General features: G+C 67.3%; 14 protein-coding genes. 5 read left to right on the top strand and 9 right to left on the bottom strand.

The window, feature by feature from the left end; all coding sequences use genetic code 11:
* Positions 1-87: 87 nt before the first annotated feature.
* The 3 genes from VUN84_06760 to lipB all read right to left on the bottom strand — a co-directional run bounded on the left by VUN84_06760 (position 88) and on the right by lipB (position 2,610).
* Entirely contained in the window at positions 88-849 is a 762-nt protein-coding gene (locus tag VUN84_06760) for a DUF4191 domain-containing protein (GenBank protein ID XAS65347.1), read from the bottom strand.
* Between the two features lie 88 nt (positions 850-937).
* The gene (lipA, locus tag VUN84_06765; GenBank protein ID XAS65348.1) at positions 938-1,945 is read right to left on the bottom strand and encodes a lipoyl synthase; all 1,008 of its coding nucleotides are present in this window, start codon (positions 1,943-1,945) and stop codon (positions 938-940) included.
* Positions 1,942-2,610, bottom strand: a complete 669-nt coding sequence (lipB, locus tag VUN84_06770; protein XAS65349.1) for a lipoyl(octanoyl) transferase LipB — start codon at positions 2,608-2,610, stop codon at positions 1,942-1,944. The genes lipA and lipB overlap by 4 nt, the downstream gene beginning before the upstream one ends.
* Positions 2,611-2,715: 105 nt before the next feature.
* Between lipB and VUN84_06775 the strand changes: the two genes are divergently transcribed.
* Positions 2,716-4,509 carry a serine/threonine-protein kinase gene (locus VUN84_06775; protein XAS65350.1) on the top strand — a complete coding sequence of 598 codons (1,794 nt, stop codon included), beginning with the start codon at positions 2,716-2,718 and terminating at the stop codon, positions 4,507-4,509.
* A 16-nt stretch (positions 4,510-4,525) separates the two neighbouring features.
* Here the strand turns inward: VUN84_06775 and VUN84_06780 are convergent, their stop codons facing one another.
* Complete coding sequence (locus VUN84_06780; protein XAS65351.1) at positions 4,526-5,428, bottom strand: TIGR01777 family oxidoreductase; 903 nt, start codon at positions 5,426-5,428, stop codon at positions 4,526-4,528.
* A 73-nt stretch (positions 5,429-5,501) separates the two neighbouring features.
* Between VUN84_06780 and VUN84_06785 the strand changes: the two genes are divergently transcribed.
* On the top strand, positions 5,502-8,981 hold the full coding sequence (locus tag VUN84_06785) for a S41 family peptidase (protein XAS65352.1): 3,480 nt from the start codon (positions 5,502-5,504) through the stop codon (positions 8,979-8,981).
* Positions 8,982-9,064: 83 nt separating this feature from the next.
* Here the strand turns inward: VUN84_06785 and VUN84_06790 are convergent, their stop codons facing one another.
* From VUN84_06790 to VUN84_06810, 5 genes are all read right to left on the bottom strand, one after another.
* Positions 9,065-9,493 carry an OsmC family protein gene (locus tag VUN84_06790; GenBank protein ID XAS65353.1) on the bottom strand — a complete coding sequence of 143 codons (429 nt, stop codon included), beginning with the start codon at positions 9,491-9,493 and terminating at the stop codon, positions 9,065-9,067.
* Positions 9,494-9,684: 191 nt separating this feature from the next.
* Positions 9,685-10,035, bottom strand: coding sequence for a hypothetical protein (locus VUN84_06795; GenBank protein ID XAS65354.1), 351 nt, complete (start codon positions 10,033-10,035; stop codon positions 9,685-9,687).
* Positions 10,036-10,196: 161 nt separating this feature from the next.
* Positions 10,197-11,981, bottom strand: a complete 1,785-nt coding sequence (sucB, locus tag VUN84_06800) for a 2-oxoglutarate dehydrogenase, E2 component, dihydrolipoamide succinyltransferase (GenBank protein XAS65355.1) — start codon at positions 11,979-11,981, stop codon at positions 10,197-10,199.
* Positions 11,982-12,107: 126 nt separating this feature from the next.
* Entirely contained in the window at positions 12,108-13,493 is a 1,386-nt protein-coding gene (gene lpdA / locus VUN84_06805) for a dihydrolipoyl dehydrogenase (GenBank protein XAS65356.1), read from the bottom strand.
* Between the two features lie 257 nt (positions 13,494-13,750).
* Positions 13,751-15,277 carry a leucyl aminopeptidase gene (locus VUN84_06810; GenBank protein XAS65357.1) on the bottom strand — a complete coding sequence of 509 codons (1,527 nt, stop codon included), beginning with the start codon at positions 15,275-15,277 and terminating at the stop codon, positions 13,751-13,753.
* Between the two features lie 292 nt (positions 15,278-15,569).
* Here VUN84_06810 and VUN84_06815 point away from each other — a divergent pair, with 292 nt between their 5' ends.
* The 3 genes from VUN84_06815 to VUN84_06825 all read left to right on the top strand — a co-directional run bounded on the left by VUN84_06815 (position 15,570) and on the right by VUN84_06825 (position 19,411).
* A complete protein-coding gene (locus tag VUN84_06815; GenBank protein XAS65358.1) occupies positions 15,570-16,508 on the top strand; it encodes a PAC2 family protein in 939 nt (312 codons plus the stop codon).
* A gap of 35 nt (positions 16,509-16,543) precedes the next feature.
* Positions 16,544-17,875 (top strand): MFS transporter, encoded by a 1,332-nt coding sequence (locus VUN84_06820; GenBank protein XAS65359.1) that lies wholly within the window; start codon positions 16,544-16,546, stop codon positions 17,873-17,875.
* A gap of 144 nt (positions 17,876-18,019) precedes the next feature.
* Positions 18,020-19,411 carry a DUF4192 family protein gene (locus VUN84_06825; protein ID XAS65360.1) on the top strand — a complete coding sequence of 464 codons (1,392 nt, stop codon included), beginning with the start codon at positions 18,020-18,022 and terminating at the stop codon, positions 19,409-19,411.
* Positions 19,412-19,423: the final 12 nt, after the last annotated feature.

The raw sequence follows: 19,423 nt of genomic DNA on the forward strand, positions 1-19,423 counted from the left end.
CGCAAAGAGGCCGGGGGCAAGAGAAACGCCCCGGCTGCCGGCCTGGAAGGCGGTTACCGGGGCGTCCCTGGTGCTCTGGCGTGGGGCCTAGCGTCCGCGGGCTGCCTTGCGGTCCGGACGGGCCTTGTAAGGATCGATGCCCTTGGGGATGGGAAGACGGCTGCCGAGCGAGGAGATCCGCTTCGATACCGTGCTGACCTCAAGCTTGGTCAGTTCGTTCTTCATTTTGGTCATCTTCTTGGAGACCTGGCTGATGGGAACCTGGCCTTCGCCGCGTCCGCTTTCAATGACGTGGATGGTGACGTTGGGCAGGATCCGGGCCAGGCGCTTGCGTTCGGCGTCGAGCAGCGGCTTGACGCGGCTGCTGGGCCCCTCGCTCACGAGGACGACGCCGGGACGGCCGATGGCGCGGAAAACGGCGTCCTGGGTGCGGGGGTTCACCGCGACAGGCTGCTCTTCCACGATCCAGCCGCGCTTGAGCGTGCCCAGGGCAGCCCCGGAAGCGCCGGGCTGGTTTTCGATCCGCGCGAAGGCAGCCCGCTCAGCGCGGCGGGACAGGATGAACGTGGCCGCCAGGATACCCAAGGGGATGCCGATGATCAGGCCGGTGATCCAGTTGTCCAGCAGGAATCCGACGCCGAAGCTGACAGCCACGACGCCGAGGAAAGCCAGCAGCATGAGCCACGGAACCATCGGGTCATGCTGGCGGGTCATCTGGAAGACCTCGCGGATCTGCTTCAGGCGGCTCGGCTTCTTAACCTTGGCTGCCTTGGGCTTACGCGAAAAGAGGCCGCGCTTCGGCTCATCGGCAGAAGGAGCGGACGTGCTGGAATGAGGGGAATTCGCCATAGTGCCTTAATTCTACGTGATGCACGGCTCAGGGCCGGACCCCGGATTCCTCCAGTGCCGGCCCTGTGCCGCAATCGCTAGGACTTAATCAGGAATGCGCCGCGAGCAGTGAGCTTGCTTCCTGGCGGGTGCTGCCGGAGGACTCGATGTGGGCGAGCTGGGCCGGGATTTCCCAGCCCTTCTTGCGCATCGCGGTGGCCCAGAGCCGGCCGGCGCGGTAAGAGGAACGGACCAGCGGACCGCTCATCACGCCGAGGAAACCGATCTCGTCCGCTTCCTGCTGCAGGTCAACGAACTCCTGCGGCTTGACCCAGCGGTCCACCGGAAGGTGCCGCTCGGAGGGGCGCAGGTACTGGGTGATGGTGATCAGGTCGCAGCCGGCGTCGTGCAGGTCGCGCAGGGCCTCGGAGATTTCCTCGCGGGTCTCACCCATGCCCAGGATCAGGTTGGACTTGGTGACCATGCCGAGCTTGCGGCCCTGCGTAAGGACATCCAGGGACCGCTCGTAGCGGAACGCCGGACGGATGCGCTTGAAAATCCGGGGAACGGTCTCGACGTTGTGGGCAAACACCTCGGGCTTGGAGTCACAGATCGCTTCGATGTGCTCGGGCTTGCCGGAGAAGTCCGGAATCAGCAGCTCGACGCCGGTGCCCGGGTTGAGCTCGTGGATTTTGCGGACCGTTTCGGCGTAGAGCCAGACACCCTCGTCGGCGAGGTCATCGCGGGCCACCCCGGTGACGGTGGCGTAACGGAGCTGCATCGCCTGGACGGAACGTGCCACCTTGGTGGGTTCGAAAACATCCACAGGGGAAGGCTTGCCGGTGTCGATCTGGCAGAAATCGCAGCGGCGGGTGCACTCGGAACCGCCGATCAGAAAGGTGGCTTCCTTGTCTTCCCAGCACTCGAAGATGTTGGGGCAGCCGGCCTCTTCACACACCGTGTGGAGGCCCTCCTTCTTGACGAGTTTCTTGAGCTGGATAAACTCGGGGCCCATCTGGACCTTGGCCTTGATCCAATCCGGTTTGCGTTCCACCGGGGTGGCCGCGTTGCGCTGCTCGATACGCAGCATTTTCCGGCCTTCTGGTGCCAGGGTCACAGTAGAGCTCCTTCGTGGGTTGCAACTAGCGCTTCTTCATTGTTGCGCAGTTCCTCGATGATCCGCGAAACGAGGTCGGCGGGGGTGATGTCCCGGCCGATCTCCTGCGAGACCGTGGTGACGCCGGCATCGGAAATGCCGCAGGCGATGATCTGCCCGTACGGCGCCAGATCGTTGTTGCAGTTGATGGCGAACCCGTGCATGGTGACGCCCTCGTGGACGCGGATGCCGATGGCGGCGATTTTGCGTGCAGGGCCCTTCTCGTCCTGGTCGATCCAGACGCCGGCCCGGCCTGTGATCCGGACAGCGTCGATTCCGTAGTCTGCCAGGACAGCGATGATCACTGCTTCCAGCCGCTCTACGTAATCGCGGATGCCGGCTTTGTTCCTGAGCTTGATGATGGGGTAGCCAATCAGTTGGCCCGGGCCGTGCCAGGTGAGTTTGCCGCCGCGGTCGACGGGAACCACCGGTGTTCCGTCAAAGGGCCGCTCGTGGTCCTCGGTGCGTTTACCCGCGGTGTAAACGGCGGCGTGTTCGAGCAGCAGGACTGTGCTGGGAGCGGTACCCGCGACGACCTTCTCATGAAGTTTGCGCTGGAGGTCCCAGCCGCGCGTGTAGTCGACAAATTCCGGGGCCAGACCCAGCTGGGAGAACTCAAGAGTCATGGCATCCAGCTTAGACCCGGCGTGTCATGGCAGCTGATTTTGTGGTGAAGCTCTCACCTGTGGATAACTTCTGCAGGAAACGGCGGGATCCGCTATTCCTTGGTGATGGAAGACTTTCCTCGCTCCAGCGCTCCCGTGGTTCCCGGGTACGACGTCGGCCGCTGTCTGGGGCGCGGCGGTACCGCCGCGGTGTGGCTGGCCACCGAGCGCTCCACCGGCCGCGAGTACGCGTTGAAGTGTTTCACTGCCAGTGACGGCCCGGACGGGGGCAGCGCTGAGGATTCTGCGCGGCGGGAGGTGCGCGTTCTCTCCCTCTTGGACCACGCGCATTTAGTGCGGGCTTACGGCGTGGTGCCGGTTGCCGGTGGAACCGGTGGGAACCTGGCGCTGACCATGGACTACGCGGCGGGCGGGTCGCTGGGCCAGCTCGTCGCCAGCAGGGGAACCCTGGGGCCGGGGGAGACGGTGACTGTCCTTACGCCGATCGCCCAGGCCCTCGCGTACCTGCATGCTCAAGGCTTCACGCATGGCGACGTTTCACCTGGCAACGTCCTGTTTACCGCCCAGGGAAAACCGCTGCTGGCCGACGTGGGCGTGGCACGCATGGTGGCTGAGACCGGGGCGGGAGCGGGCGCGGGAACGGAGGGTTTCAGCGACCCGGCGCCGGTGGACGCCGTCCGTGCGGGGCTGCTGCCGGAGCGCGACCTGTACTCGCTCGCTGCCGTGGGCTGGTTTTGCCTCACTGGCCATCCTCCCGAGCCCGGAACGCAGCGGCCGCCTCTGCCGTTGCTGGTTCCCGGCGTTCCGTCGGCTCTCGCCGCGGCACTGGAGTCCGGGCTTCAGGAGGACCGCAGACTACGGCCCTCTGCCGCCGAGTTGGCGGCCGCCTTTTATCACAGTGCCCCGGCGGCGCCCCTGGACCTCTCGGTCTCGGTCCACCCCACGGTCATTCCGCAGTTGCCGACACGGCGGGCGCTGCCGGGCACCGGACAGGGGCGTCGGATCGGACTGTTGCGGGCCCTGCCGCGGCGGCTCCGCGGTCCCCGGTTCAGCGCGCGGCGTCAGGGCGGTGAACCGCAGCGCACAGAACCCGCAGACCCGCTGTCCGGCGCAGCGCCATCTGCCCGCGGGAGAGCGACCGGACGGCGGTCCTCACATCGGCCGCTCCGGCGCCCCCTCCCGGTCTTCGCGGCCCACTCAGCACGGCCGGCCGGTGCCCTGCGGGCGGCAGCCGCCACTGTTGCGCTTCTGGGGGCCCTCGTGGCGGCGTGGGCTGTCTACGGTACCTGGACGCCGGGGTCGGTTCCAGGTTTGCCAGTCACAGACGCCGTTCCCGCCAGGGACGCCGGAGCCGGGAAGGGATCGGCGCCGGACGCCGGCGCGCCGGCCACCGCTGCGGCCGGGCTGTCTCCCGAAGTTCTGGCGCAGCTGGCGTCGCCGGACCCCGGCGTAGCAGTCCGCGGATTGGCCCGGCTCCGTTCCCGGGCATTGAACTCGGGGGACTTCGACCTGCTGGCGGACGTCAACGTTCCAGCATCGGCCGCGGCCGCAGCGGACAGACGCATCATCGCTGCGTTGAAAAAATCCGGTCGGGTGCTTTCCGGTTTCGATACCGTCCTGACCCGGGTAGCCGCGGAGCCGGCTGCTACCACAGAGGCCCGCGGCAAGCAGGCCGTGGTGGCAGTCACCGCGAGGACGCCCCCGTACCAGGAACTCGACGCCGCCGGAACTGTGCTTGCCGCGACCCCTTCCACCCCGGAACAGCGGCTGCGGCTGGTGCTGGCCTCGGTGGAAGGCCGCTGGCGGATCCAGGACATTCTTCCCGCCGACCCCGCCGACCCCGCCGGCACCGTCGAACCCGCCGTCGGCGCAACGAGTAACTCTGCGCCGGCCGGCTGACGGCCGCAGGCGATCCCTAAGCGTCCGGTCCGCTGCCTGCGACCCAGGCGGCTGCCTGGGCCAGCGACGGGTGCTGCCATTGGAAGCCGGCCTCACTCAGGACGGCCGGTTCCATCCGCTGGCTGGCGAGCAGCAGCTCCTCGGCAAGTTTGCCCATGACCAGGCGAAGCACCGGGGCGGGAACGCGGAGCACCGCGGGGCGGTGCAGGGCGGCGGCCAGTTGCGCGATCAAGGAGTTCATGTCCGCGCTCTCCGGCGCGCAAAGGTTCACCGGCCCGGAGAGCTGGCTGTCCAGCAGGAACGCGTAGGCGCCCGCAACATCCGGCAGGGTGACCCACGGCCAGTACTGCCGGCCATTGCCCATGGGACCGCCCACGCCCAGGCGCAGCAGCGGCAGAAGCTTGCCCAGGGCGCCCCCGGATCGGCTGAGGACAACGCCCGTGCGGGGAGTGACCACCCGGACTCCGGCGGGAGCCTCGTGCGCGGCCGCCTCCCAGTCGACGCAGATTCCGGCAAGCACACCGCTGCCGGCGGGGGAGTTCTCCCGGAGCACCGCCGGTCCGGCGCTGCCGTAAAAACCTGAGGCGGACTGGCTCAGGAAGACTGCCGGGGGAGTATCGAGGCGCCCCATCGCCGCCGTCAGCGTCCGGGTCGCCCCCAACCGGGAGCTGCGGAGTTCTGTGATGCGCGAGGCAGTCCACGGCCGGTCTCCGATGCCGGCGCCGGAGAGGTTCACGACGGCGTCGGCTCCCTTGAGTGCGGTGTCATCAATGCTGCCCTCCCCGGGGTTCCATTGGAACTCGTCCGGTGCGGCTGGCGGACGCCTGACCAGCGTGCCGACGTCGTGCCCGGCACTGCGCAAAGTGCTTGAAATGGCCGTTCCGATCAGCCCTGAGGCCCCGGCAATGATGATTCGCATGGTCCATCTCACCATGCCCGGCGCAGCGGGTACACCTCCCGGCGGGACGGCCGGCCGTGACTATGATCAGACGATGACTTCTTCCAGCTACTTCCGTTTCCCGCATCTGCACGGCGACCTGGTCACTTTCGTGGCCGAAGACGACGTCTGGATTGCGCCCCTCGGCGGCGGCCGTGCCTGGCGGATTTCCTCGCTGCAGCTGCCCGCCCGCAACCCCCGCTTCACGCCGGACGGCAAGCGGCTGGTGTGGACGGTCATCCAGGGAACATCGCCGGAAGTTGTCACGGCCGAGGTCGACGGCGGCGGTTACCGCCAGTTGAGCTTCTTCGGCCATGCGAGCACCAGGGTCAAGGGGTTCACCCCCGACGGCGCCGTGCTGGTCACCAGCGCTTTCCGCCAGGCCGACAGTCGCCTCACGCACGCTTACAGCCTGCCGGTCACCGGCGGCTGGGCCACCGAACTTCCGCTGGGCCCGGTGGAATCCGTCGCCTTCGGGCCGGCCGTCGGCGACGAACGGCCCGTGGTCCTCGCCAGCGTCCTTTCGCGGGAACCGGCCTGGTGGAAGCGCTACCGGGGTGGCACCGCCGGCAAACTGTGGATCGACGCGGACGGAAACGGCGAATTCGAGCGACTCGCGGCCGGGCTGGACGGGAACCTGACTGACCCCATGTGGGTCGATGGCCGGATCGCCTTCCTCTCCGACCACGAGGGCTACGGCAACCTCTACTCGGTGCTTCCCGACGGATCCGATCTGCGCCGCCACACAGATCACGAGGACTTCTATGTCCGGCACGCGGCCACCGACGGCCAGCGGGTGGTGTTCGAATCTGCCGGTGAGCTATGGCTGCTGGCAGACCTCGGTGCAGAGCCGGTCAAACTCGGCATCACCCTGGGATCGGCCTCCCAGGCCCGCCGCGCCGCGCCGCTGAAACCGTCCCGCCACCTGGGCGATGTAGTCCCGGACCACGCCGGCGGCTCCAGCGCCGTCGAGGCGCACGGCACCCTGCACTGGCTGCAGCACAAAGACGGCCCCTCACGGGTAATCGAAGCAACCCCCGGCGTCCGGGCCCGACTGCCGCGCCCCTTCGGCGCCGGCCGGATCGCCTACGTGGCTGACCACGGCGGCGTCGAGGCCCTGTACCTGAAGGCTATCGCCGCGCCCCTGGGCTCCGCGCCCCGGGGCGCCGGATCGCTGGAACCCGGAAACACCGACGCAGGAACACCCCTGCCCAGCCCGGTATCGGCTGCTGCCCTCGCCGGACCGGCCACCGCGGATGACGCTGCCGGCACCGCCGGACCCGCGGAGGGGAACGTGCCCGCACAGCAGGGACCCGCCGGCCACCTAACCAGGATCGATTTCGCCAAACCGACCCGGGCCAGCGCCCTCGAGGCCAGCCCGGATGGCAACTGGCTCGCCGTCGGCACCGCCTTCGGCGACATCTACCTGGCCGACACCCGGACCGGAACGTTGTCCCTCGTCAGCAGCATTGGCGAGGGCAGCATCGAAAGCTTCAGCTGGTCCCCGGACTCGGCCTGGCTGGGCTGGTCCGAGCCGGTCACCTCGTTCGGGTCCCGCAGCCGGCTGCGCATCACCGCAGTAGATGTCGCAGCGGACGGCGCCGCAACGGAGGAAAACCGCACCATCATCGATGTCACCGACGGCCGGTTCCGCGACGAATCGCCCTCCTTCACCCCCGACGGCAAATACCTCGCCTTCCTCTCCAACCGCAGCTTCGACCCCGTCTACGACGGGCATTCCTTTGACCTGTCCTTCCCGAGCCCGATCAAGCCCTACCTGGTGGCCCTCGCCGCGGACACCCCCTCGCCCTTCGGACCGGGCGTTGACCTGCAGGACGACGGGACCGCTGCCGACGGCACATCCCCCGGGAGCACGTCCCTCGACGTCGCAGTGAAGGACCAGGTGCCGGCAGTTCGGGTGGATGCCGATTCCCTGGCGCACCGGGTCATCACCGTGCCGGTGCCGCAGGGAAACTACTCCGATCTCACCGCCACTGCCGGTGCCCTGCTCTGGCTCGACAGCGAACTCTTTGGCGTGACCGGCGACGGCCGTGCCAGCCTTGAAGACAAAAACGCCGCGCCCAGCCTCGTCCGCTTCGACCTCGCCCGCCGGAAAAGCACCACCCTCGTGGAAGCGCTGGACAGCTACCGGCTCTCCGGCGACGGCGAAAAGGTGGTCATCCTGCAGGACAAGCAGATCCGCGTCTCGCCCGCCAACGCCAAGGCGGACGAGGAATCCGGCCAGCTGGTCAAGGTTGACCTCGGCCGGATCCGGGTGCAGCTTGATCCGCCCAGCGTCTGGGGCCAGGCCTTCGATGAAGCCTGGCGGCTTCAGCGTGACTTCTTCTGGATCGAAGACATGGCCGGTCAGGACTGGAATTCCGTGCACGCCCGGTACCGTCCGATCGTGGACCGCCTCGGCTCACACGATGACCTCGTGGACCTGCTGTGGGAGCTCCACGGTGAGTTGGGCACCTCGCACGCCTACGTCCGTCCGGCCGCTGTCACCGAGAACGGCAGCAACGGTCAGGGCCGCCTCGGCGCCGATCTTGCCTTCACCGGCCAGGGCTGGGAAATTATCCGGATCCTCGCGGGGGAGTCCTCCGATCCGCTCGCCACTTCGCCGCTGACCCGCCCTGGCGCCGACGCGAAGATCGGCGACCTTGTTTTGGCGATCGACGGCCTCGAACTCTCCGAAGCGCGGACACCCGCCATGGCGCTGGTGGGGGCCGCGGGCCGCGCAGTGGAGCTCACGCTGCGTAACGGCGCCGGGCACGGAGGCCAGGCCGGCAAGCAGCGCCGCGTCGCCGTGGTTCCGGTCCGCGACGAGGAGCGGCTGCGTTACCAGGAGTGGGTGGCCGGCAACCGCCGCACCGTCCGGCAGGCGTCGCAGGGAACCTTCGGCTACCTGCACATTCCGGACATGATGGCCAATGGCTGGGCCCAGCTGCACCGCGACCTCGATACTGAAACAGCGCTCGACGGACTGATCGTCGACGTCCGCCGCAACCGGGGAGGCCACACCTCCCAGCTCGTCGCGGAACTGATTGGACGCAAGGTCACGGGCTGGAGCATGCCCCGCGGAGAGAAGCCGCGGACCTACCCCCATCACGCGCCGCGCGGCCCGGTTGTCATCCTGACCGACGAATTCGCCGGCTCGGACGGTGACATCATCACCCAGGTTTCCAAGCTGCGCGGGATTGGCCCGGTCATTGGCACCCGCACGTGGGGCGGAGTCGTCGGCATTGACAACCGTTTTGCCCTGGCCGACGGAACCGGTGTCACCCAGCCCCGCTACGCCACCTGGTTCTCCGGAGGGGTGGGGTGGGGCGTCGAGAACTTCGGCGTCGCTCCCGACATTGAAGTGGTCTTCCCGCCGCACGCCCACGCTGCCGGCACCGACCCGCAACTGGAGTTCGGCATCGGGGCCCTCAAGGACATGATCGAGGAACTGCCCGCCGACCGGCCGCCGCTGCGGGAGGGCTACCGTCGCCTGCGGCCGGCTCCGCTGCCTGCCCGCCAGGCAGGCGCCTAGCCCCGCGAAGCGCGCCGGGCGCGCAAAGGCCCCCGTTTCCTGCAGGTCAGGGAACGGGGGCTTTTGCTCTGGCGCGTCTGGGACTAGGAGGCCAGCGTGGCATCCAGGGTGATCTTGATGCCGGCCAGGGCAGCCGAGACCGGGCAGCCCAGCTTGGCTTCTTCAGCGATACGCTGGAATTCCTCTTCGGAGATGTCCGGAATCCGCGCGCTGACGGTCAGGTGGCTGTCCGTGATGCCGGTGCCGGGCACGAACGTGACATCGGCCTTGGTGTTGACTTCCTCGGGCGTGTGGCCGGCCTGGGCGACGGCGAGGCTGAATGCCATGGAGAAGCAGGCCGAGTGCGCGGCGGCGATAAGTTCTTCGGGGCTGGTCTTGCCCTCGGAAGCCTCGGCGCGCGCCTTCCATGTGACATCGAAATTACCCAGCCCGGAACTGTCCAGGGTGGTGTTGCCGGCGCCCGTCATCAGGTCGCCATTCCATACAGTGTGTGCGGTGCGTGTTGCTGCCATGTCCACTCCTCAAGATTGTTGTCATGCCACGGAACCGGCGCAGCGCCGGATAGTGCCGTGTCCCATCCTAGGGATTTAGCACTCCGGCCGCACCGGTGTCCGCTGTCAGTGGATTGTGGCCCAGCCGGGACGACGACGGCGGCGCACCCGCAAAGGGGGTGCGCCGCCGTCGTCAATCGGGGAACGGGCGCCTACTGCCACAGTGTGGCGACGGCCACGTTGAGCAACGCAAGGCCGCCGACGGCGTGGGCGAGGCCCTTGCTGACCGGTTGATCCTTCTTGTATTTGCGGCTGCCGATGAAGGCGAGCACGGCCACCACGAGGGCGATGGTGAACTTAACTCCGAGTTTGGCGTAGTTGGCATCCATGTTCAGGGCCGGAATGAGTCCCATCATCGCTATGCCGGTGATGAGCTGCAGGGCGGCGCCGTCGAACTGGCGGGGATGCACGGTGGGTTTCTTCATCTGGACGATCCAGATGCCCACGATCATGGCGGCTCCGATGATGTGCAGGAAGACCATGATGTTATAGACGATATTCATGGCACCAGTCTAGCCAGAAGGTTCTACGCTCCGTAGTAGGACCCGCCAGGGCCGGAACAGCAGGCGGCGGCATGCAAAAACGGCGACGGCGGCACAGGTCCCGGTGGTTGCCCCACCGGTGTCAGTGCCGCCGTCGCCGCTCTGGCGGGCCGGACGTTGTGCTAGAGCCCCAGGTCCGCTTCGAAAGCGCCTTCCTCAAGGCGTGCCTTCAGCGTCTGCAGGAAGCGTCCCGCGTCGGCGCCGTCGACCAGCCGGTGGTCGTAGGTCAAGGAGAGGTACATCATCGAGCGGATGGCCAGCGAGTCATCGCCGTTCTCATCGGAAACCACGACGGCGCGCTTGACGATCGCGCCGGTGCCGAGGATGGCAACCTGCGGCTGGTTGATGATCGGGGTGTCAAAGAGTGCGCCCACAGAACCGATGTTGGTGATGCTGAAGGTTCCGCCGCTGAGCTCGTCCGGACCGATCTTGCCGTTGCGGGTGCGGTCCGCGACGTCGGCGATCTTGCCTGCCAGACCGGCAAGGTTCAGGTTGCCGGCGTCGGCAATGACCGGAACCAGCAGGCCCTTATCCGTATCCACCGCAATCGCCAGGTGTTCGGCGTTGTGGTAGGTGATTTCCTGCTTGTCTTCGTCGTAGGAGGCGTTGACCTTGGGGTGCTGCTTCAGGGCCTCGGCGACAGCCTTGGCGATGAAGGGCAGGAAGGTCAGCTTGGAGCCGTTCTGGGCCTGGAAGGAGTTCTTGGCCTGGGCGCGGAGCTTGGCGACCTTGGTCATGTCAACTTCATGTACCTGGGTCAGCTGGGTGGAGATGTCCAACGACTCACGCATGCGGCGGGCGATGACCTGGCGGATCCGCGGCGCCTTCTGCACGGTGCCGCGCAGCGAGGACAGCTCGGCGGACGGACGCGCCGCCGGGGCTGCAGCGGGAGCCGGAGCGGCTGCGGCGGGGGCCGGTGCTGCCTTGGCTTCCGCTGCCGCCAGGACGTCCTGCTTGCGGATGCGGCCGCCAACGCCGGTTCCGGTCAGGGACGAGATATCAACGCCCTGCTGGTTGGCCAGTTTGCGGACAAGCGGAGTGACGTAACCGGACTCCGACGACGCTGCCGGGGCAGCAGCAGCGGCGGGGGCTTCCTGCTTGGGGGCTTCGGCCGGGGCGGCTGCCTTGGGGGCTTCCTGCTTGGGGGCTTCGGCCGGGGCGGCTGCCTTGGGGGCTTCCTGCTTGGGCGCTGCGGCCGGAGCGGCTGCCTTGGGGGCTTCCTGCTTGGGGGCTTCGGGGGCTGGAGCCGCAGCAGGGGCCGCGGCGCCGGAACCGATGACGGCGAGGACGGAGCCCACCTCCGCGGTTTCGTCTTCGGCGACCTTGATTTCCTGCAGGACGCCGGCGACCGGCGACGGGATCTCGGTGTCGACCTTGTCCGTGGATACTTCGAGCAGCGGTTCGTCGACCTCCACGTTGTCGCCGATGCTCTTGAGCCACCGGGTAACCGTGCCTTCGGTGACGCTTTCGCCCAGTGCGGGGAGGGTGACCTCGTGGCTTTCACCCGCCGGGGCGGGAGATTCCTGGGCAGCGGGTACTTCAGCTTCGGGCGCCGGTGCTTCGGCGGCGGACGGGGACTCGGCGGCCGCCGGGGCGGGCGCCTCCTCTGCGGGTGCTTCAGCGGCGGGAGCCTCGGCGGCCGCGGCATCTCCCGAGCCGGCGGTGCCGGAACCATCGCCGATGCGCACCAGCGGCGCGCCTACTTCAGCGGTCTCGTCTTCGGCGACGAGGATTTCCTCGATCACGCCGGCGATCGGAGAGGGGATCTCGGTGTCTACTTTGTCGGTGGAAACCTCGAGCAGCGGCTCGTCCACCTCTACCCGGTCACCTACCTGCTTGAGCCAGCGGGTGACGGTTCCTTCGGTGACACTCTCACCGAGGGCGGGCAAGTTAACGGATTCAGACATGTCGTCCCCGTTCTCCTTATTGATCTTTAATGCGGATGAATGCTGCCTTGGTCGAGCTTAGTGCACCCGGCTTTTGCGGCCGGGTGCACTGCGCACGAAGTTCTTGCGGTGGTGCGGGCGGAACTATCAGCCGTGCAGGGGCTTGCCGGCCAGCGCCAGGTGAGCCTCGCCCAGGGATTCGTTCTGGGTCGGGTGGGCGTGGACCAGCTGGGCCACATCCTCCGGGTAGGCTTCCCAGTTCACGATCAGCTGGGCTTCGCCGACCTGCTCGCCCATGCGGGAGCCGATCATGTGGACGCCGACGACGGGGCCGTCCTTCTGCCGGACGAGCTTGACGAGGCCGGACGTGCCCAGGATGGAGCTCTTGCCGTTGCCGGCGAGGTTGTATTCCTGGGTGATGACCTGGTCGTCACCGAACTTGGCCTTGGCGGCCTTTTCGGAGTAGCCGACGGTTGCGATCTCCGGCTCGGAGTAGGTGACCTTGGGGATGTTGATGTCCTCGACGACCACCGGCTTGAGGCCGGCGATTTCCTCGGCGACGAAGATGCCCTGCTGGTAGCCGCGGTGGGCCAGTTGGACGCCCGGAACGATGTCGCCGACCGCGTAAACGTTGCCGACGCCGGTGTGCAGGCGCTCGTTCGTGATGACGAAGCCGCGATCGATCGTCAGGCCCGCTTCCTCGTAGCCGAGGTTGGCCGTGACGGGGCCGCGGCCGACGGCGACGAGCATGAGGTCTGCCTCGAAGGTCTTGCCGTCCACGAGGGTGACCTTGACGCCGTCGGCGTTCTGCTCGACCCCCTGGAAGAAGGTACCGGTGGAGAACTTAATGCCACGCTTCTTGAAGGCACGCTCGAAGGCCTTGACGATCGTCGCGTCCTCGTTGGGGACCAGCGACGGCAGGCCCTCGATGATGGTGACGTCGACGCCGAAGGACTTCCAGACCGAAGCGAACTCGACGCCGATCACGCCGCCGCCCAGAATGATCGCGCTCTTGGGGATGAAGTCCATGGTGAGGGCCTCATCCGAGGTGATGACCTTGCCGCCGATTTCCAGACCAGGCAGCGAGCGGGAGTACGAGCCGGTCGCGAGGACAATGTTCTTGCCCTTGTACGCGGTGCCGTTGACAACGACGGTGTCGGTGCCCTGGAGCTTGCCTTCACCCTCAATGACGGTGATGCTCTTCTTGCTCTTGATCAGGCCCTGGAGGCCCTTGTACTTGCCTGCGATGATGCCGTCTTTGTAGGCATTGACGGCAGTGATGTCGATGCTGTCCAGCGTGACGTTGACGCCGTACTTGGCTGAATCCCGGGCATGGTCGGCCAGTTCGGCCGAGTGCAGCAGGGCCTTCGTGGGGATGCAGCCGTTATGCAGGCAGGTCCCGCCGAGCTTGCCCTTTTCAACCAGGCCTACGGTGAGGCCAAGCTGAACGGCCCGCAGGGCAGTTGCATAGCCGCCGCTGCCGCCGCCGAGTACCAGGATGTCGAATTCTTGCGCAGTTGCCTGATCGGCCACTAAAACGCTCCCTCGCGTGAACGATGACACGAGAGTACGCATCATCTGGTCTTGGAACGAACCCTGCCGTGAGTAATTCGGGCAGGAATGTTCCCTTTCGTTTGGAACTACCGTTGTTCACCTTAGCGAACCACTAATACATGCTCCACCTTGCCGTGGCGTTTGTGGAGAGCTTGTGTCCAGTCTCACGCACCCTGGTGACCGGGCCAGCGGGGCCCCGGCCACCAGGGTGCGCGGACACCTGGACGGGGGCGCTGCTAGGGCGTTTTGGCCAGGATGTCCTCGACGTACGCCACGAGGGTTCGCACCGTGGAGCCGGTTCCTTGCTTGTGGTTGTACCCGTACGGGCTGCCGTTGTTGAAGGACGGCCCGGCAATGTCGATGTGCGCCCAGGGGATCTGTTCGCCGTCCTTGTTCTTACCGACGAATTCGCGCAGGAAGACGGCAGCGGTCATCATGCCGCCGTGGCGTTCGCCGATATTGGCGATGTCCGCGACCTGCGAGTCGAGGCTGGGACGCAGTTCCTCCGGCAGCGGCATCGGCCAGACCAGCTCGCCGGCCCGGTCAGCGGCAACCTTGAGCGCACCAGTAACGGCTTCGGAACCCATGACACCGGCGGTCCGGTTGCCAAGGGCGATCAGCTGCGCCCCGGTCAAGGTGGCGACGTCGATGATGGCGTCGGGGAACTCCTGGCTGGCGGCCACAATGCCGTCGGCCATGACCAGCCTGCCCTCGGCGTCGGTGTTCAGGACCTCAACGGTCTTGCCGCCGAATATGGTGAGCACGTCGGCGGGCCGCTGGGCGGCGCCGGAAGGCATGTTTTCCGCGATGCAGAGCCAGGCGGTCGCCTTGACCGGCAGGCCCAGGCCCGCAATCGCCAGGACAGTGTTCAGCACGACGGCTGCGCCGGCCATGTCGGATTTCATGTCGCCCATGCCCAGGTGCGGCTTGAGTGAGATCCCGCCGGTATCGAAGGTGATGCCTTTGCCCACGAGGGCGACCTTGGCGGCTGCCCGGGCGGGGGAGTATTCGACCTTGACCAGGCGCGGCTGCCGGGTGGAGCCCTTGCCGACGCCGAGGATCCCGCCGAAGCCTTCCTTCTCCAGGCGCTTCTCGTCCCACACAGTCACCTTGACCGGCAAGCCCTTGGACAGTTCCTTGGCCGCGTCTGCGAAGGACTCGGGGTACAGGTGGCTCGGCGGCTGGTTGACCAGTGAGCGGGTCGCGTTGACGGCCCTGCCGATCAAGGCGGCGCGGTTCAACACCGGCTTCAGCCCTGCGTCGCCGGCAAAGTCGGTCACGATCAGGACGTTGTTGACCGGATCTTTCAGGCCGTCCCTGGACGAGCGGTATTCGGTGAAGGAGTAGGCGCCCATCGCCGCACCCTCGGCGATGGCGGCGACGTCGCCCAGTGACGACGTCGGGAAGGCCAGGGCCACAGTGCCGACGCCCGCCAGCTGGCGGACAGCCGATCCTGCTGCGCGGCGCAGCGCCTCCTCGGTAAGTGGCTGCGCCGCGGTGACTTTGCCGACGCCGGCAAGCACCAGAACCTTCGCCCCGGCCTCGCCGAGGCCCGGGAGGCGGTGGGCCTGGTCTGCTGCGCCGGTGATGCCAAGAACACTCAGTGACTCCGCGAGGGCTTCGGCGGCCTTGGCAGTCAGGGGGTTGCTGAGGAGGACGGGACCGTCCGTACCCTGGCCGACGCCGATGACAAGGGCGTCGCTGGGGTACTTTTTCAGGTCCCCTGCGACTGCGCTAAGTTTGACTTCCGTATTCTTGACCACGAGGACAGTCCTCAATTCTCTCAGAGATAAGGGCAGGAACTGCATGTTTTTCCGTCCTGCCTTGGAGCCTGGGCCGCTGTCTTTCCAGATGGAGCCCAGGAGTCTTCAGGCCGTTGTACGGCCAGCTCCGATCGTAGTCCGTCCCCGGCGCGGGTGTTCAATCAGGTGAGAGCTGGAGCACATCCCGATGAGGAATGCCGCCGAACTCCCGCGTGTTGTACCCCATATCAGCGCCGCCGCCCTGCGGGCCCCGTCCGGCTGCTCCCACTGACGACGACGAAAGGAACATGCCGTGCTTAAACGGATTTCCGGCTCCCTGCTGGACCCCGAATCGCTCTACCAGCGTGATGACGCGCTGTTCCAGGGCACCGACCTGCTCGGGCTGAACCTCGTCATGGGTTTCACCGGATTCGCCGATGCAGGACACGTGGTCCGGCAAATCACCACCGAACTGCTGGACACCGCGGATGCGGAGATGGTGGCCGAATTCGACGCCGACCAGCTCATCGATTACCGGTCCCGCCGCCCGCAAATCAGCTTTGTCGAGGACCACTTGCAGGACTACCAGGCGCCGCGTCTGGCACTGTACCGCCTGGTCGACGGGTTGGGCAGCCCGTTCCTGCTCCTTGCAGGATTCGAACCGGACCTGCAATGGGAGAGGTTCGCGCGCGCCGTCGTAGGAATCGTTGAGGACCTCGACGTCAACCTCGTCACCTGGATCCATTCCATCCCCATGCCCGTTCCGCATACCCGTCCGGTCGGCGTGACGGTCCATGGCAACCGCCCGGACCTCATCGAGGGCATCTCGGTGTGGAAACCGACCGTCGAGGTGCCCGCCGCCGTGGGCCACGTGCTTGAGCTTCGGCTCGCGGAGGCCGGGCGCAACGTCGCCGGCTATGTCATGCACGTGCCGCACTATCTTGCCGAGGCCGAGTACCCCACGGCCGCGGTCGCCGGACTTGAGTACCTGGGCGCAGCCACCTCCCTGATGCTGCCCACCGACCGGCTTCGGGAAGCCAGCAGGGACGTCATGCGCCAGATTGCCGAGCAGATCGATGCATCGGAGGATGTCCAGCAGGTGGTCTCGCGGCTGGAAACCCGCTACGACGAAAGCGCCGAGGGCACTGTCCGCCGGTCTCTGCTCGCCGACGAAAACGACCAGCTGCCAAACGCCGATGCCCTCGGGGCCGCCGTCGAGGCCTATTTGGCCAGTAAAGAACCCGGCGAATAAATACTATTTAGTCGGGACTTGGGCATAATAGAGGGGTGACTTCACCCCGAGCCTGGCTGATTTGGACGGTCGGGGTCTTCGCGTACCTCGTGGCGGTCAGCCAGCGCACGTCCTTTGGCGTGGTGGGTCTGGAGGCCACGGAACGGTTCCAGGCCAGTGCTGCCGAAATCTCTTTCTTCACGGTCCTGCAGCTTCTCGTCTACGCCGCTCTGCAGATACCGGTTGGCATCCTCGTGGACCGCTTCGGTTCCCGGGCCATGATCGCAGGAGGCGCCCTGCTGATGGGGCTGGGACAGCTCCAACTGGCTTTCGCTGACACCATCACCGGCGGTGTACTGGGCCGGGTGCTGGTGGGTGCGGGGGACGCGATGACCTTCATTTCGGTGATCCGGCTGATACCCCTGTGGTTCGCCCCCCGGCGCGTTCCGCTGCTGACCCAGCTGACCGGCATGTCCGGCCAGCTAGGCCAGCTCTTCAGCGTGGTGCCGTTTGCCATGATCCTGCACCTCGCCGGCTGGACCCCTGCGTTCCTGACGCTGGCAGCCATGTCGGCCCTCGCCGTCGTGCTCGTCCTGGTCCTGCTTCGGGACCTTCCGCCCGGGCACCCCGCACCGGAACCCGCCCAGGGGCTGCGCGCCACCGGCGTCTCGCTCGCCCAGGCCTGGCGGCAGCCCGGCACCCGGCTGGGGCTCTGGAGCCACTTCACTGTCCAGTTCAGCGGCACCGTGTTTGCGATGACATGGGGTTATCCGTTCCTGATCTCCGCGCAGGGCCTGGACACGACCACCGTTTCGGCGTTGATGACGCTGTACGTGGCGACGGCCATCGCCGCGGGGCCCTTGATGGGCAGATTCGTGGCACGGCACCCGCTGCGCCGGTCCACCATGGTGCTGCTGATAGCAGGCGTCACCGCGGCCGCCTGGGCGGCCGTGCTGCTCATCCCCGGACGGACCCCGCTGTGGCTGCTGGCCGGGCTCGTGGTGGTGCTGGCCGTCGGCGGACCCGGCTCCATGATCGGCTTTGATTTCGCCCGCACGTTCAACCCGGCGCACCGGATCGGCACGGCCACCGGCATCGTCAACGTGGGAGGGTTCATCGCCTCCCTCATCGCCATCTACCTGATCGGCCTGGTCCTCGACGTCCTCTACGCCACCGGATTCTCCCGCGGCGAGCTCTATGGGCTTGACCCGTTCCGGATCGCGTTGAGTGTGCAGTTCCTGCTGCTGGCTTGCGGGGCAGCAGCCATTGTCATCATCCGCCGGAAGGTGCGGAAGCAGATGGCGGCCCAGGGCGTGGTGGTTCCGCCGCTGCTGGCCGCGCTCGCCAGCCAACGCCGGCTCAGCGCGCAGCGGCGCCGCACGCCCTGAGGGCCGGCCGGCTTCGGGGCCATTGCCCTTGGAGCCAGTTGCTCGCTCCGCCAGCAAGCGGCCGTCCGGGAGTCTCTGGCCGGGTTATCCACATAGGACAGCCTGGCACTGACGCGGGCCGGCGCGGCGCGGGACGCTGGCTTCATGACAGCTCCCGATCACCTGAAAATCACCGGCCCGGAGGACATCCTGGGGTTCATTCCGCATTCCCTGGGCTATTGGCCCGCCCGCAGCCTCGTGGCCATGACCATGCAAGGAAAACGGCTCGGAGCAACCCTCCGCGTGGACCTTCCCGGCAGCACCGGCGGCCCCTGCGGGTCCGGTGCTGCCGTACCCGCAGGCTATGCCCGTTCCGTGGCGTCTTATCTCGAAGCCGACGACAAAGCGGACGGCTCCCTGCTCGCCTTTTTTACGGAGACCGACGGGGACCCGGCGCGCTGGGCGCCGTTCCTGGCCGAGCTTGAGAGCGCGCTCGCCGACGCGGGAATGCCGGTGCGTGACGCCTGGCTGATCGGCGCCGACTACTGGCGCAATGCCTATTGCCTTGACCCGTTGTGCTGCGCCCCGCCCGGGCGGCCGGTGGAAGAAATCAGGAACAGCCGGCTCAACGCCGAAATGGTCTTTCGCGGGAGCACTGTCGGGGCTGCCCCCGGCGCCGCCCGGATCGTTCCGCGGTCAACGCCAGATCCGGCGGTGACCGACGCTCAGGGAAATTGGGCGGCGCAGTTCTCCGTCCGCACGAGGGACAGGGGGCAGTTCCACCAGGTGTTGGACGTGTGGTCACGGGTGCTGCAGGCTCCGGCACCTGGCCCGGTGCTGACTCCGGCGCTCACCGGCTACCTCAGGGCCTCCCTGTGCGTTCTGCCCTGGCGCGACGCGGTCCTGGTGATGACCGCGGCAGGACGGGAATCGGCAGAGCGCGGCGCAGAGGACTTCGGGGTGCTCTCCGGCGCAGACCAGGGGCGCGGAAGTGATGGTCCGCGCCGCGGTTTCCCGCCGGCCGACCGCCCACCTGCGGCACTCCCGCCGCTGGAAGGGTTCCCGCCTCCGGGGCGGAGCGGAGGCAGGGAGGGCAACCGTGGCAGCGGCGCAAAAGCAAGCGGCGGAACGCCACGCGGAGGAAGCAGGGGTGCAGGGGGCGGGGCCAGGGCCGGTGGCGGGAAAGGCAAAGACGCCCGCGGCATGAACCGGTCCGGCCTGAAACCGCAGGATGTGGCCGGCTACGGCGAGGTCTTACTGGGCCTGGCGCCACCAGTGCCGGACTGGAGCCGTCTGGCGGGCCTGGAACGGGTGCTGGTGCAGCTGGGCGAGTCCGGCGGCGAGGCAGGAGCAGCAGCACTGACCGGGCGGGGCTGGATTGAATGGTGCCGGGGCAAAGGATCGTTTGCACACGAACTGTTCAGGCAGGCGGAGGCGGAATGTCCCGGCTACCGGCTTGCGGAGCTCCTGGAGGAACTCGTCCGGCGCGGGAATCTCTGCGGCTGGGCGCGCCGGAGCGAGACGGCCTGGCAGCGGTTTGACCCGGACGTAGCCTGACGGCAGGAGCGT

This window comes from Micrococcaceae bacterium Sec5.8, from assembly GCA_039636775.1.
Taxonomy (GTDB): Bacteria; Actinomycetota; Actinomycetes; order Actinomycetales; family Micrococcaceae; genus Arthrobacter.